A 12,474-nucleotide genomic window follows, 5' to 3' on the forward strand; every position below is an offset into this window, starting at 1 on the left:
GTGCCCGGCGGCCGGGTTTCAGCCGGGTTTCGCCGCGCTGATCAGCCGGCCGCGACGCGCGCGAGCCAGCTCGTCACGCCTTCGACGGAACGGAAATCCGCGAGGCTGCGCGCCGGCAACGCGGGATACGCGCCGGCAGCCATCTCGGCCAGCGCGCGGCCGGGGCCGAGTTCGAGAAACGCGGTTGCGCCGGCCTCCACGCACGCGGCAAGACAGGCCGCCCACTCGACCGGCTCGGCGATCTGCCGCGCGAGCTTGTCGAGGCCCATGTCGACCTCGAGCACCGACGCGCCGTCGATCCCCGAAAACAGCCGCGTGCCGGGCAACGGTCGACGCACGGGTGTCGTGGCCAGCGTCGCGCGGAATGCGGGTACGGCCGCCGCGAGCCGGCGCGTGTGCGACGCGATCCGCACGCAGACGGGCGCGACGCGCAGCGCGCCGGCACGGGTCGCATCGTCGGCCACGGCATCGACATCGGCGCGCCGCCCGGCGACCACGAACGCATCGCCGGGATTCGCGATCGCGATGGCCGCGTCGCGACCGTCGCACAGCCGCGCGAGTTGCGGGCGCGTCAGGCCTCGCACGAACACCATCCGCTCGTCGCCGCCGCTCGCGGCATCCATCTCGCGTGCCCGCGCGGCAGCCAGCTCGAGTGCATCGTGCGGGTCGATCATTCCGGCGACGCTCCACGAGCCGACCTCGCCGACGCTGTAGCCCGCGACGCAACGCCGGCGCGGCCACGCCGCGTCGAGCAGCGCCGCCGCCGCGAGCGCCTGGACCGTGCAAAGAATCTGCGCGGCGCGGTTTTCCCGCAGCGCGTCGGGTCCGGCCTGCCGGACCCACGCGCGCGGATCGTCGCCGAGCAGCCGGCCCGCATGCGCGAACAGTGCGTCGGCCTGCGGCGCCGACCCGGTCAGGTCGAACATGTCGGCGCGTTGCGCCCCCTGCCCCGAGCACAGAATGGCCAGCGTCATCGCGCGTCCCCTTCGGCATCGAGCGCATCGACGAATACGCTCATCGCGAGCAGGTCGGCCGCGCCGCCCGGGCTCAGCCGGCGCGCGACGAACGCACGATGCGCGGCCGCTGCGCGCAGCCGCCAGTCGGGCGTGCGCACGCCGCCGCGCGCGACGAACGCGCGGGCGGTCGCACGGGCGAAATCGAGGCCGTCCCGGCCGCCCCGATGCAGCAGATTCGTGTCGTCGAGCACGGCGACCAGCGCGAAGCACGCGGCGACCCGCGCGGCTTCCGGATCGTCCGGCAGGTCGCGCCGTGCGCGGCGCAGCGCGGGCAGCCCGACCGCGTACACGGACGGGAAACCGTCGGCCGCCTCGCGACGCGCGCCGCCGACACCGTAGCGACGGCTGGCGCACTCGCCGTGGCTGTCCGGCAAACGCGGGCCGCCGAGGATCTCGACGCCCCAGCGACGGGCCACGAACGCACCGAGCGTGGTGCCGTCCGGCATCGCGCCCGGCCGCGCGCGCCGGCCGGCGGCCGCGCACAGCAGCCCGAGCCCGAAGATCGCGCCGCGATGCGTATTGACGCCGCCGGTCGCGGCGAGCATCGCGTGTTCGGCTCGCAGGCCGATCTTGCGCAGCACGGCCATGTCCGCGTCGCGCGCGCCCGCGTCGGCGAGTTCCGCGAAGTACGGTCGCAGCACGGCCGCGCTGCGCGCGAACGTCGCCGCGTCCATGTCCGCGTGACTGCCGGTGTCGACGTGACTGACGAGGCCCGGCTTCGGATAGGTCTCGATCTCGAGCACGAGGCTGCGCTCGGCCAGCGCGGCGATGCGCTCGGCATCGGACGGCGCCGCCAAGCGGCAGGCACCGCGGGCGCTCATCGCGTGCCTCCGGCGAATGCGTCGGCGCGCATCAGCTCGACGGCCCGCGCGGTCTTCACCGCGACTTCAGGCAACCGCGCGTGCAGTTCGCGCCAGTTGACGCCCGCGCCGTCGTCGCGCAGCAGCTCGCCGTCGATGCGCATCGGCGCGCGCGCGTCGATCGCCGCGAGACCGTCGAGCAACGGCGCGAGCGACGCGGGGTCGGGCAGCGGAAATACGATGTCGAGATCGGATGAGGCGCTCAGGTAAGCCTCGCCCGTCAGCGCCTGCCAGGCGAGGCTGCCGAACACGCGGCCCTGCACGCCGCAGCGCGCGCCGAGCGCATCGAGCGCGCGCAACGGCGCGTGCCATGCCGCGGGCGCGGCGGCGCGCACGTCCGTCAACGTCGGCAGCGGACCGACCGTCGCGAGCGCGTCGGCGGACACGTTCAGCGCGATGCGCCGCTTGCCTGCCGAAGGCGGCAGCGGCAGGCCGAGCGGCACGCGGCCGGCATCGGCTTCATCCGGCGACGCGCGACGCACGATCAGCGGCCAGCCGCGTGCGGCCCATGCGCGTACGAGCGGGTCGCCCGCGAGCGCGGGGTCGCGGGCGAATGCCGCGCCCCACCCGCCCGCCGTCAGCGTGACGAGCGTATGGCGGCGCAGCGGCAGCTCAGCGTGCGGCACGCGCGAGTGCCTCGACGCGGGCGGCGACGTCGGTCGCGATCGGCCGGCCGCGCGCCGCGCGCCGGTCGATGCGGTCGATCGGCTTGCCGAGCCATTCGCCGACCTGCGCGTCGAGCGCGCGGGACGGATCGAGCACGGCGTCGACGGCGCCCATCTTCACGAGATTGTCGAGGCCCGGCGCGAACACCGGTGTCGAACGCGCCATCTCCTTCAGCACGTCGATCGGCAGCTTGGTCACGCGCGACATCGACGGCAGATCCATCACCTCGGGCTCGGCGCCCGGCACCGCGAGCAGCGTACGCGTCGCGAGCGCGGTCGCGATGAATGCGCCGGCGGCCGTGTGGCCGTACAGCACGCCGATCGTCCGGTGCCCGGCGAGATCCGCGTGCATCAGGCACTTCGCGAGATGCGACAGCCCTTCGTTCAGGCCGAGCAATTCGTCGCGCTTGCTCATCCGCTGGCTGTCGCTGTCGACCAGCACGAGGATCGGCGTGTCGCCGCCGCGCGCGACCGTCTCGAGCACGTGCGACGCGAGCGTCAGCGCCTCGTCGATGCCGAACGGCAGGCGCTCGGCAACGCCGATCACGTCGACGCGCACGCCGGCCAGTTCCGCGTGGCCCGTCAGCAGGCCGCCGTTGCGCGCAATCGCGTGGCCCGCGGGAAACAGCGCGTTCAGTACTTCATCGAGCGTCATGCTGCCTCCCGCCGGGCCGCCCCAAGGGAAGCAGGCGCCCCCTCGGGGCGCAGCGAACGAAGTGAGCGTGGGGGTCGTTTCATTTCTGCTCCTGTAACTGGTCGGCGAGCCTGGCGAATTCGTCGTCGGGCATGCCGGGAATCGCTTCCGGCCGATCCGCGCCGAGCATGCGCCACACGTCGAGCGCATCCTGGCAGGCGCCGAACCGCTCGACCCGCGCTTCGAGGCGCGCCTGCTCCGCGCGCAGCATCGCCGCATCGAACGACGGCGCCCGGTCGATCAGCGCGAGCGCGGCCGCGCGGAACGCGTCCGGCGTATCGGCCACGTAGCGATCGGCGCCGCCGATCAGCCGCCGGTGCTTGCCGCCCATCGTGCGCCAGATCAACGCGCGATCCTTCGAGTCGAATTCCTCGACGCCGCGATTGGTCTCGATCACCTCGGGGCCCGACACGCTGATGCGCCCCTGCTCCGACACCGCGAGCGCCGAACAGCACGCGGCGAGCAACCCGCCGCCGCCGTAGCAGCCCGCGCGCCCGCCGATCAGCCCGATCACCGGCACGCCGGCCGCACGCGCTTCGACGAGCGCGCGCATGATCTCGGCGATCGCGAGCTCGCCCGCGTTCGCTTCCTGCAGCCGCACGCCACCCGTATCGAACAGGATCAGCACCGGCTTGCCGACTTCGCGCGCGGCGCGCAGCAACCCGGTGAGCTTCGCGCCGTGCACTTCGCCGAACGCGCCGCCCATGAAGCGGCCCTCCTGCGCGGCGACCAACACCGGCCGGCCGTCGAGCCGGCCGTGGCCGACCACCATCCCGTCGTCGAACTGCTGCGGCAGATCGAACAGCGGCAGATGCGGGCTCGTCACGCGCTCGGCCGGCCCCAGGAATTCGCCGAAGCTGCCCGCGTCGAGCAGCCCGTCGATACGCTGCCGCGCCGATGCTTCGTACCAGCTCGCTGCGTTCGCGACGAACGCCGGCGCGTCGTGAATCGCGTCGCTCATCATGCGTCTCCCTCGATCGCGCGCACGGCCTGCGCGAGCCGCAGCGACACCATGTCGGGGCGCGCGCCGCCGTCGTTGATCGACAGCTTCAGACCGCCCGGCGTGCGCCGCTCGACGAAATCCGACACGACCGCCTGCCAGACCGCGCCGAAACCGACGGCCGCGGTGCGGATGTCGATCTCGCATTCGTTGCCCGGCAGCACGCGCTCGACCAGCACCTCGAGGTTGCCGGACGCGACCACGCCGACGAGCGCCGCGGCCTGCTCGCCCTTCGCGCGCTCGCGCGCGGTGAAGCGATAGTTCAACTGTTCCATGCCCTCTTCCTCACCAGTTGCGGAACCGGGCCGGCGGCGCATAGAGCCCGCCCGACCAGTGCACGAGATCCTTGATCGAACGCGCGGCGAGCCAGCGGCGGTCGGCGTCGAGCGGATCGATGCCGAGATCTTCCGGGCGGCGGATCACGCCGCGCTCGCGCAGCCGTTCGACCAGCTTCCGGTCGCGGCCGCGGCCGACGTCCGTATAGCCGGCGACGCCGCGGATCGCGTGCTCGCGTTCGTCCTTGTCGCGGCACATCAGCAGGTTCGCGATCCCTTCCTCGGTGACGATGTGCGTGACGTCGTCGCCGTACACCATGATCGGCGCGAGATCGAGCTGCAGCTTGTCGGCGAGCTTCAGCGCGTCGAGCTTCTCGACGAACATCGGCACGTTCTTGTCGCCGAACGTCTCGCCGATCTGCACGACCAGCTTGCGGCCGCGCCGCAGCGCCGCCGGCGTGTCGGGGTCGGCTTGCGCGCCGGCCTTCAGCCACGGCTCGCTCGGATGGCGGCGGCCGCGCGCGTCGCTGCCCATGTTCGGCGCGCCGCCGAAGCCGGCGATCCGCTCGGCCGTGACCGTCGACGAATGGCCCGCCAGGTCGATCTGCAGCGTCGAGCCGATGAACATGTCGCACGCGTAGAGGCCGGCCGTCTGACAGAACGCGCGGTTCGAGCGCAGCGATCCGTCGGGGCCCGTGAACCACACGTCGGAGCGCGCACGGATGTAGTCGTCCATCCCGACTTCGGAGCCGAAGCAGTGGATCTGCTCGACCCAGCCCGATTCGATCGCGGGAATCAGCGTCGGATGCGGATTGAGCGCCCAGTGCGTGCAGACCTTGCCCTTCAGCCCGAGCTTCTCGCCGTAGGTCGGCAGCAGCAGCTCGATCGCGGCCGTGTTGAAGCCGATCCCGTGATTCAGGCGGCGGATGCCGTACGGTTCGTAGATGCCCTTGATCGCGAGCATCGCGGTCAGGATCTGCGTTTCGGTGATCGCCGCCGGATCGCGCGTAAACAGCGGCTCGACGTAGAACGGCCGACCGGCCTCGACGACGAAATGCACGCGATCGCCCGGGATGTCGACGCGCGGCACCTTGTCGACGATGCGGTCGACCTGCGCGATCACGATGCCGTCCTTGAACGCGGTGGCCTCGACGACGGTCGGCGTGTCCTCCGTATTCGGGCCGGTGTACAGGTTGCCGTCGGCGTCGGCGCTCACGGCCGCGATCAGCGCGACCTGCGGCGTGAGGTCGATGAAGTAGCGGGCGAACAGTTCGAGGTAGGTATGCACCGCGCCGAGCGCGATCTTGCCGCCGAACAGCAGCTTCGCAATGCGCTGCGACTGCGGGCCCGAATACGCGAAGTCGAGACGCTTCGCGATCCCGCGCTCGAACACGTCGAGATGCTCGGGCAGCACGACGCCCGACTGCACCATGTGCAGGTCGTGGATCTTCGCGCTGTCGACGTCGGCGAGCGCGGTGGCGAGCAAGTCGGCCTGCTTCTGGTTGTCGCCTTCGAGGCAGACGCGGTCGCCGGGCCGCAGCACCGCCTCGAGCAACGCGACGGTGTCGCGCGCATCGACCCGCTTGCCGTGCGCGTATGCCGCGCCGGCCGCGAGGCGTGCATCGCGCGCCTGCCGCGCGTGATTCCATCCCGTCATGAACAGTTCTCCGCTTCGATGGTTCAGCGGCATTCTAAGCCTGGCGCCGCCGCCGATTGATGATGTTGACGAATGCGACTCAGAGGACGCCGCGATGGATACGGCCCGCCGCGGCCGGCACGCGCCGGCCGCCCGGATCGCACTCGGCGGCTATGCGCCGACCAGCGCGCGCGTCGTGAAGAACAGCAGCGACGGCCCGAGCAGGCAGCCGACGCCGGTATGGAACGTCGCGACCAGCGCGCCGTACGGGACGAGCCGGCGATCGGTCGCGGCGAGCCCCGCGCTCACGCCGCTGACGGTGCCGGCCAGCCCGCCGAAGATCATCGCGGAGCGCGGCGTCTTCAGGCCCATGAAGTTGGCCGCGACCGGCGTGCCGACCATCACGATGATCGCCTTGACGAGCCCCGTCGCGATGCTGAGTGCGATCACGTCGGAGCTCGCGCCGATCGCCGCGCCCGTGACGGGCCCGACGATGTAGGTGACGGCGCCCGCGCCGATGGTCGTCATGCTGACCGCATCGGTATAGCCGAACGCGCGCGCGATGCACGCGCCGACGATGAACGGCAGCACGGTGCCGAGCAGCAGCGACACGACGCCGACGAGCCCGGCCTTGCGCGCCTCGGTCGGCTGCACCTCGAACGCGGTCGCGACGATCGCGAAATCGCGCAGCATCGCGCCGCCCATCAGGCCGATGCCGGCGAACAGCTTGACGTCGGCCAAGCCCTTCTCGCCGCCGGTGAATGCGCCGCCGACGTACGCGAGCACGAGACCGATGACGATCGCGATCGCCGAGCCGTGCACGCGGCCGAACGTGAGCTTGCGCGACGCGATCGACGACAGCCACATGATCAGGCCGACCAGCGCGAACGACGCGACGAGCCCGTTGTGGGCGACGGTTTTTTCGAGCATCTGCAGCATGGCGGCCTCCGTTATCGTTCTTCGAATTGCGGCACGCCCGCGAAGGCCGTGTCGTCGCGCCCCATGCGCGCGAGTACCGCGATGCAGCATGCGCAGACCGCGACCGCGCCGACGGCGGCCAGCAGCGCGACCGGCCCGCCCTTGAGCGCGGCGACGACGTTCTGGTTCGCGGCCATCGCGACGACGACCGGGATGTACATCGCGCCCCAGAAACCGACGCCGGCCTCGGTCTCCTTCGGCAGCCAGCCGCGCCGATGCAGCCACAGGCGCAGGCAGATCAGCAGCAGCATCGCGATGCCGACGCCGCCGACGTTGGTCTTCACGCCGATGGCTGCGCCGAGCAGGTCGCCGAGAAACAGTCCGGCCAGGTGGCAGAACGCCAGCAGCGCGGTTCCGTAGATGATCATGAGTCGTCTCCAGTCTCTTCGTGACGGGCGCCTGACGCGCGCGGGAGCCAGGCCCGCACGCCGATCCCGGGCGGACTGTTCGTCTCCTGCGGCGGGGCGCCGCGGCCCGGCGGCTCGTCGTGCGAGCGCGTTCTCGGGGTCGATGGGATGATGCGGGTTCGGGCCGGACGCCGGATGCCTTAGACTGACCGATGCAACCGGCGGCGCGACACGGGCTACGCGTCCGGTGCCCCCTTCGCGGAGGCCGCACTGGCGCGTGATCCGATACTAGCGCCGCAAAATCCGGCCATTTATGAAGTTGTCGAAACCGATTCAGTGGATTTAGCAATGCGTCCGTTACCGCCCGAGCTGCTGCGCAGCTTCGTCGCCGTCGCCCAGTCCGGCAGCTTCACCGCTGCGTCCGAGCGCGTGAGCCTGTCGCAATCGACCGTCAGCCAGCATATCCGCCGCCTCGAGGAGCTGCTCGACCGGCCGCTGTTCGAGCGCGACACGCGCAACGTGCACCTGTCGCAGCACGGCGACGCGCTGTTCCGCTACGCGGTGCGCATCCTCGAACTGATGGACGAGGCCGTCACGTCGGTATGCGGGCCGCCGCTGTCGGGCAAGGTGCGGCTCGCGATGTCGGAGGATTTCGCGTCGGCGCACCTGACGGCCGCGCTCGCGAGCTTCGTGCAGCGCAACCCGGACGTCGAACTCGCGATCTCGACCGGGCTGTCGGGCGACCTGTTCGACGCGCTCGACGAAGGCCGGCACGATCTCGTGTTCGCGAAACGCATCGCCGGCAGCCGGCGCGGACGCGTGATCCGCAGCGAACCGCTGTACTGGTGCACCGGCCCCGATTCGCCGATCACCGGCCACGAAGCCGTGCTGCCGCTCGCGATGCATCCGGAACCGAGCGTGTCGCGCCGCCGCGTGCTCGAATCGCTCGAAGCCGTCGGGCGCCCTTACCGGATCGCCGTCGTGAGCAGCAGCATCGCGGTGTTGCGGGCGGCCGCGAGCGCGGGGCTCGGCGTCAGCGCGTTCGCCGGCTACGTGATCCCGGCCGGGCTCGCGCGGCTCGAGGCGGGACTGCCGGAACTCGGCGAACTCGAATACGTGATCGACCGCCCGGCGGCCGCGTCGCGCTCGACGCTCGCGCTGGAAGCCACGTTGATCGCGGCGGCGGCCGAGTTGTAACGGCGCCGTGCGCACCTGACGGCTTTGCCCGGCACGCGTCATCGTCCGCGCAGCACCCGCTCGCGACAATGGGACCCATCGGAGGCGCGCCGCGCATCGCCACGCGCCTCCGATACCCCGTCCCCTTGATCGGAGCCCGCCATGAAGAACGTCCTGCGATTCGCCGCCGCGACCGCTGCAGCCGCGCTGCTGTCCCCCGCCTTTGCCCAGACCGACGCGTCGGCGCCCGCACCGGGCCTCACGCGCGCGGAAGTCGTCGACCAGCTCAAGCAGGCCTATCTCGACGGCGAACTACCGACGAACGACGGCAACTACCCGCCGGACGCCGCGACCCGCGCGCGCAATCGCGAACTCGTGCAGGCCGCGAGCCCCGCGTGGCTGGCCCATGTGCCGCCCGCGCCCCAGGCAACGTCGCAGCAGTGACCGGCGCCGCCGCCGCGCGCGATCGGGTCGTGATCAGGGCAGGAAGCTGCAGCGCCGCGCGTCGATCAGCTCGACGAGCAACCGGTCGCGCTCCGCCGCCAGTTCCTGCATCGAGCGCTCGCCCTGGATCGCGCGCAGCGCGTCGTTCAGCTTGCGATCGACTTCCGGATCGAACGAAGGCGTGCCGAGGTCGTCCCACCAGCTCGTGATCGGCCCCGACAGGTGCTCGAGGAAGTGCGCGATCCCGCCCGCGCCGCCGCCGAGGTGATAGGTCAGGCACTGCCCCATCAGCCCCCAGCGCAGGCCGGGGCCCCACGCGACGGCCTTGTCCGCATCGGCGACGCTCACGACGCCTTCGCCGACGAGGTGATACACCTCGCGAAACAGCGCGGCCGCGAGCCGATTCGCGACGTGGCCGGTCATCTCCTTGTTCAGGACGATCGTCTGCTTGCCGAGCCCGTCGTAGAAACGCTTCACGCGTGCGATCACGTCCTGGCCGGTCGCATCGCCGCCGACCAGCTCGACGAGCGGAATCAGGTGCGGCGGATTGAACGGATGCGCGATCAGGCAGCGTTCCGGATGCTTCGCGCACGCGGTCTGGATCTCGGACATCTTCAGGCCCGACGAGCTCGACGCGATCGGCACGTGCGCGGGCAGCACGTCGTCCATCTGGCGATAGAGCGCGCGCTTCAGGTCGAGTCGCTCGGGGCCGCTCTCCTGCACGAAGTCGACGCCGTCCAGCGCACGCACGAGATCGGCGTCGAACGACAGCCGCGCGGCAAGCTCCGCGGCCCGCTCGCCGAGAAACGCGGCCAGCGCGTCGCGCAGCCGCGCATCGGCCTGCGGGGCCGGGTCGGTCGCGACGACGTCGAAGCCCTGCGTCAGGTAGAAAGCGGCCCAGCTCGCGCCGATCACGCCGGCGCCGACGATCGCGATACGTCGAATGTCCATGGTTGTCCCGTGTGGTTGGTCTGCAGATATGCCGCGCCGATTGTCGCATCGAATCCCGCGCGCACGCGTCGACGCAGATTGCGCAATCCCTCTTGAAATGCGCGACGGCGGCCACTAATTAAGCGTCGTCGGGCAGTGCCTCATGCAACGCACCGCCCCCGTATCGATCCAGTGGAGCCACCCGTCGCGCCCGCCGCAGGCGCCGCGCCGTCACGTCTCCCGCGTTCCCTGTTCAGGAGGACCAACATGAGCGGTATCCATTTCGGCAACGACCTGTTCGACGAATTCGCCCGCGTGCAGCGGCAGATGGCGAGCCTGCTCGGCGAGCGCCCGTCCGGCATCCGCGCGGTGCGCCCCGGCGCCTTTCCCGCACTCAACGTCGGCGCCACCGACGATGCGATCGAGATCGTCGCATTCGCGCCCGGCATGGCCGCGGCCGATTTCGACGTATCGATCGACAAGGATCTGCTGACGATCAGCGGCGAGCGCAAACCGGCGCCGCGCACCGAAGGCGACGACGTGCGCACGTATGCGCAGGAGCGCTTTCACGGCGCGTTCCGCCGCGTGGTCGAACTGCCGCGCGACGCGGACCCCGACCAGGTCAGCGCCCGCTACGAAAACGGCTGCCTGCTGATTCGCGTCGGCCGGCGCGAAGCATCGAAGCCGCGCGCGATCACCATTCAGTAAACCTTCAGGATACCGACATGAACACGAATCCGACCCTGGCCGAACACCACCCGGGCACCGTTCACGCTGCCGCCGCCGAAGCCGCCCGCCGGCCCGCGATCACCCCGTCCGTCGACATCGTCGAGGGCTCGCGCGGCGTCACGCTGCGGGCCGACCTGCCCGGCGTGCCGCGCGAGAACCTCGACGTGAAGGTGCACGACAATACGCTGACGATCGAAGCCGCCACGCACATCGACACGCCGGCCGAGCTGCGCGTACGGCACGCGGAAGTGCGGGCGACGCGCTATGCGCGGTCCTTCGTGCTGAGCGCCGATCTCGACACGTCGCGGATCGACGCGAACCTGCGCGACGGCGTGCTGACGCTGACGATTCCGCACCGCGAGGAAACGCGCCCGCGCCGCATCGACGTGACGGCCGGCAATGCGTAAAGGTCGATGCGCGTCCTGACACGACGCGCGTGAAAAAGCCCCGCACCGGCGCGATGCCGGGCGGGGCTTTGTTGCATCGAGCCGCGCGCATTCGGGCGCGCGGACGGCAGATTCAATCTAAATCGAACAGGTCGAACACCGACTTCTTGCGACGCCGGCCGTCGTGCCGGTATCGCTCGTCGTGCGAGCGGCCATCGCGCCCCCAGCCGTCGTCGCGGCCGTGCTGCGCGTACGCATCGCGTTGCGCCGGCGTGTCGCGGCGAGCCGGCGCGTCATCGGTTTCGCGGGCGATCAGCTTGTCGAGTTCGCCGCGATCGAGCCATACGCCGCGGCAGGTCGGACAGTAGTCGATCTCGATCGACTGGCGCTCGGCCATCAGCAGGTCGGGCGTCTTGCAGACAGGGCATTTCATCGCATTTCTCCTTTCCGTTCTAATTTCATTCGGAATCCGTATGAGGTGAAAGAGCCGGCCGCTGCGGCGGCCGGCGTCACGCGTGCCGCGTCAGTCGCGCGCCACGTGCGCCGCCCGCTTCGCCTTCGCGCGCCGCGCCAGCATGTTCATGCCCTCGACGAACGCCGAGAACGCCATCGCCGCATAGATGTACCCCTTCGGCACGTGCGAACCGAATCCTTCGGCGATCAGCGTCATGCCGATCACGACCAGGAACGACAGCGCGAGCATCACGATCGTCGGGTTGCGGTCGATGAAGCGTGCGAGCGGCTGCGCGGCGAACAGCATCACGGCCACGGCGACGATCACGGCGACGAACATGATCGGGACGTGCTCGGTCATGCCGATCGCGGTCACGATGCTGTCGATCGAGAACACGATGTCGAGCATCACGATCTGTCCGATCGCGGCCCACACCGTCAGGCCGGCCGCACCGACGGCCCCGCCCGCGCCGTTACCGTCGTGCGACACGTGGTGATGGATCTCGGTGGTCGCCTTCCACACGAGGAACAGGCCGCCCGACAGCAGGATCATGTCGCGCCACGAGAACGCATGGTCGAACAGCGTGAACACGGGTTCGGTGAGGCTCGCGATCCACGCGACGCTGCCCAGCAACGCGAGGCGCATCACCAGCGCGAGCGCGATGCCGAGGCGCTGCGTCCGCGCGCGCTGCGCCTCGGGCAGCTTGTTGCTGAGGATCGAGATGAAGATCAGGTTGTCGATGCCGAGCACGACTTCCATCACGACGAGCGTGAGGAGCGCGGCCCAGACGGCGGGGTCGGCGGCAAGCGTCAGCAGGTAGTCCATGGAATGGGCCGATACGAAAGTGGAAAGCCCGATGATATGCCGCCCCCACACTTCGGAAA

At 70.8% G+C, this 12,474-nt stretch carries 16 protein-coding genes; 4 read left to right on the top strand and 12 right to left on the bottom strand.

Annotated features, from left to right (window positions below):
- Positions 1–41 precede the first annotated feature (41 nt).
- The 9 genes from WT53_RS04950 to madL all read right to left on the bottom strand — a co-directional run bounded on the left by WT53_RS04950 (position 42) and on the right by madL (position 7,492).
- Positions 42–974 carry an acyltransferase domain-containing protein gene (locus WT53_RS04950; protein WP_034206936.1) on the bottom strand — a complete coding sequence of 311 codons (933 nt, stop codon included), beginning with the start codon at positions 972–974 and terminating at the stop codon, positions 42–44.
- Positions 971–1,837, bottom strand: coding sequence for a triphosphoribosyl-dephospho-CoA synthase MdcB (gene mdcB, locus WT53_RS04955; RefSeq protein WP_034206935.1), 867 nt, complete (start codon positions 1,835–1,837; stop codon positions 971–973). Before mdcB ends, WT53_RS04950 begins: the two co-directional genes overlap by 4 nt.
- Positions 1,834–2,502, bottom strand: a complete 669-nt coding sequence (mdcG, locus tag WT53_RS04960) for a malonate decarboxylase holo-[acyl-carrier-protein] synthase (RefSeq protein WP_034206934.1) — start codon at positions 2,500–2,502, stop codon at positions 1,834–1,836. The genes mdcB and mdcG overlap by 4 nt, the downstream gene beginning before the upstream one ends.
- A complete protein-coding gene (mdcE, locus tag WT53_RS04965) occupies positions 2,489–3,196 on the bottom strand; it encodes a biotin-independent malonate decarboxylase subunit gamma (RefSeq protein ID WP_034206933.1) in 708 nt (235 codons plus the stop codon). Before mdcE ends, mdcG begins: the two co-directional genes overlap by 14 nt.
- A 79-nt stretch (positions 3,197–3,275) precedes the next feature.
- Complete coding sequence (locus WT53_RS04970) at positions 3,276–4,199, bottom strand: biotin-independent malonate decarboxylase subunit beta (protein ID WP_034206932.1); 924 nt, start codon at positions 4,197–4,199, stop codon at positions 3,276–3,278.
- The gene (gene mdcC / locus WT53_RS04975) at positions 4,196–4,510 is read right to left on the bottom strand and encodes a malonate decarboxylase acyl carrier protein (protein WP_006485317.1); all 315 of its coding nucleotides are present in this window, start codon (positions 4,508–4,510) and stop codon (positions 4,196–4,198) included. The genes WT53_RS04970 and mdcC overlap by 4 nt, the downstream gene beginning before the upstream one ends.
- Before the next feature lie 10 nt (positions 4,511–4,520).
- Entirely contained in the window at positions 4,521–6,167 is a 1,647-nt protein-coding gene (gene mdcA / locus WT53_RS04980; RefSeq protein ID WP_034206931.1) for a malonate decarboxylase subunit alpha, read from the bottom strand.
- Positions 6,168–6,317: 150 nt separating this feature from the next.
- Positions 6,318–7,085: a malonate transporter subunit MadM gene (gene madM, locus WT53_RS04985; RefSeq protein ID WP_027784056.1), complete on the bottom strand. Its 768-nt coding sequence runs from the start codon at positions 7,083–7,085 to the stop codon at positions 6,318–6,320.
- A gap of 11 nt (positions 7,086–7,096) precedes the next feature.
- Positions 7,097–7,492 (bottom strand): malonate transporter subunit MadL, encoded by a 396-nt coding sequence (madL, locus tag WT53_RS04990; RefSeq protein WP_034206930.1) that lies wholly within the window; start codon positions 7,490–7,492, stop codon positions 7,097–7,099.
- A 327-nt stretch (positions 7,493–7,819) separates the two neighbouring features.
- On the opposite strand from madL, the gene WT53_RS04995 reads away from it, so the two are divergent.
- Positions 7,820–8,668, top strand: a complete 849-nt coding sequence (locus tag WT53_RS04995) for a LysR substrate-binding domain-containing protein (protein ID WP_034206929.1) — start codon at positions 7,820–7,822, stop codon at positions 8,666–8,668.
- A 141-nt stretch (positions 8,669–8,809) separates the two neighbouring features.
- The gene (locus WT53_RS05000; protein WP_034206928.1) at positions 8,810–9,091 is read left to right on the top strand and encodes a DUF4148 domain-containing protein; all 282 of its coding nucleotides are present in this window, start codon (positions 8,810–8,812) and stop codon (positions 9,089–9,091) included.
- Positions 9,092–9,124: 33 nt separating this feature from the next.
- On the opposite strand, the gene WT53_RS05005 is transcribed toward WT53_RS05000, so the two are convergent.
- On the bottom strand, positions 9,125–10,042 hold the full coding sequence (locus tag WT53_RS05005) for a 3-hydroxyacyl-CoA dehydrogenase NAD-binding domain-containing protein (protein ID WP_034206927.1): 918 nt from the start codon (positions 10,040–10,042) through the stop codon (positions 9,125–9,127).
- Between the two features lie 246 nt (positions 10,043–10,288).
- Between WT53_RS05005 and WT53_RS05010 the strand changes: the two genes are divergently transcribed.
- Entirely contained in the window at positions 10,289–10,729 is a 441-nt protein-coding gene (locus tag WT53_RS05010; RefSeq protein WP_034206926.1) for an Hsp20/alpha crystallin family protein, read from the top strand.
- A 17-nt stretch (positions 10,730–10,746) separates the two neighbouring features.
- Entirely contained in the window at positions 10,747–11,157 is a 411-nt protein-coding gene (locus WT53_RS05015) for an Hsp20/alpha crystallin family protein (protein WP_034206925.1), read from the top strand.
- 112 nt (positions 11,158–11,269) lie between these two features.
- Here WT53_RS05015 and WT53_RS05020 read toward each other — a convergent pair whose 3' ends face one another.
- On the bottom strand, positions 11,270–11,569 hold the full coding sequence (locus WT53_RS05020; RefSeq protein WP_034206924.1) for a zf-TFIIB domain-containing protein: 300 nt from the start codon (positions 11,567–11,569) through the stop codon (positions 11,270–11,272).
- A gap of 90 nt (positions 11,570–11,659) precedes the next feature.
- Positions 11,660–12,415 carry a TerC family protein gene (locus WT53_RS05025; protein ID WP_034206923.1) on the bottom strand — a complete coding sequence of 252 codons (756 nt, stop codon included), beginning with the start codon at positions 12,413–12,415 and terminating at the stop codon, positions 11,660–11,662.
- Between the last annotated feature and the right edge of the window lie 59 nt (positions 12,416–12,474).

The sequence above is a fragment of the Burkholderia sp. MSMB2157WGS genome (assembly GCF_001532755.1).
Taxonomy (GTDB): domain Bacteria; phylum Pseudomonadota; class Gammaproteobacteria; order Burkholderiales; family Burkholderiaceae; genus Burkholderia.

What these genes read in the sequence shown, in the direction of transcription:
- mdcA (WP_034206931.1), bottom strand. Translation starts at nt 6,167, where the DNA reads ATGACGGGATGGAATCACGCGCGGCAGGCGCGCGATGCACGCCTCGCG.
- WT53_RS04995 (WP_034206929.1), top strand. Translation starts at nt 7,820, where the DNA reads ATGCGTCCGTTACCGCCCGAGCTGCTGCGCAGCTTCGTCGCCGTCGCC.
- WT53_RS05020 (WP_034206924.1), bottom strand. Translation starts at nt 11,569, where the DNA reads ATGAAATGCCCTGTCTGCAAGACGCCCGACCTGCTGATGGCCGAGCGC.
- mdcB (WP_034206935.1), bottom strand. Translation starts at nt 1,837, where the DNA reads ATGAGCGCCCGCGGTGCCTGCCGCTTGGCGGCGCCGTCCGATGCCGAG.
- WT53_RS05005 (WP_034206927.1), bottom strand. Translation starts at nt 10,042, where the DNA reads ATGGACATTCGACGTATCGCGATCGTCGGCGCCGGCGTGATCGGCGCG.
- madM (WP_027784056.1), bottom strand. Translation starts at nt 7,085, where the DNA reads ATGCTGCAGATGCTCGAAAAAACCGTCGCCCACAACGGGCTCGTCGCG.
- WT53_RS04970 (WP_034206932.1), bottom strand. Translation starts at nt 4,199, where the DNA reads ATGATGAGCGACGCGATTCACGACGCGCCGGCGTTCGTCGCGAACGCA.
- mdcC (WP_006485317.1), bottom strand. Translation starts at nt 4,510, where the DNA reads ATGGAACAGTTGAACTATCGCTTCACCGCGCGCGAGCGCGCGAAGGGC.
- madL (WP_034206930.1), bottom strand. Translation starts at nt 7,492, where the DNA reads ATGATCATCTACGGAACCGCGCTGCTGGCGTTCTGCCACCTGGCCGGA.
- mdcE (WP_034206933.1), bottom strand. Translation starts at nt 3,196, where the DNA reads ATGACGCTCGATGAAGTACTGAACGCGCTGTTTCCCGCGGGCCACGCG.
- WT53_RS05015 (WP_034206925.1), top strand. Translation starts at nt 10,747, where the DNA reads ATGAACACGAATCCGACCCTGGCCGAACACCACCCGGGCACCGTTCAC.
- WT53_RS05010 (WP_034206926.1), top strand. Translation starts at nt 10,289, where the DNA reads ATGAGCGGTATCCATTTCGGCAACGACCTGTTCGACGAATTCGCCCGC.
- WT53_RS04950 (WP_034206936.1), bottom strand. Translation starts at nt 974, where the DNA reads ATGACGCTGGCCATTCTGTGCTCGGGGCAGGGGGCGCAACGCGCCGAC.
- WT53_RS05025 (WP_034206923.1), bottom strand. Translation starts at nt 12,415, where the DNA reads ATGGACTACCTGCTGACGCTTGCCGCCGACCCCGCCGTCTGGGCCGCG.
- WT53_RS05000 (WP_034206928.1), top strand. Translation starts at nt 8,810, where the DNA reads ATGAAGAACGTCCTGCGATTCGCCGCCGCGACCGCTGCAGCCGCGCTG.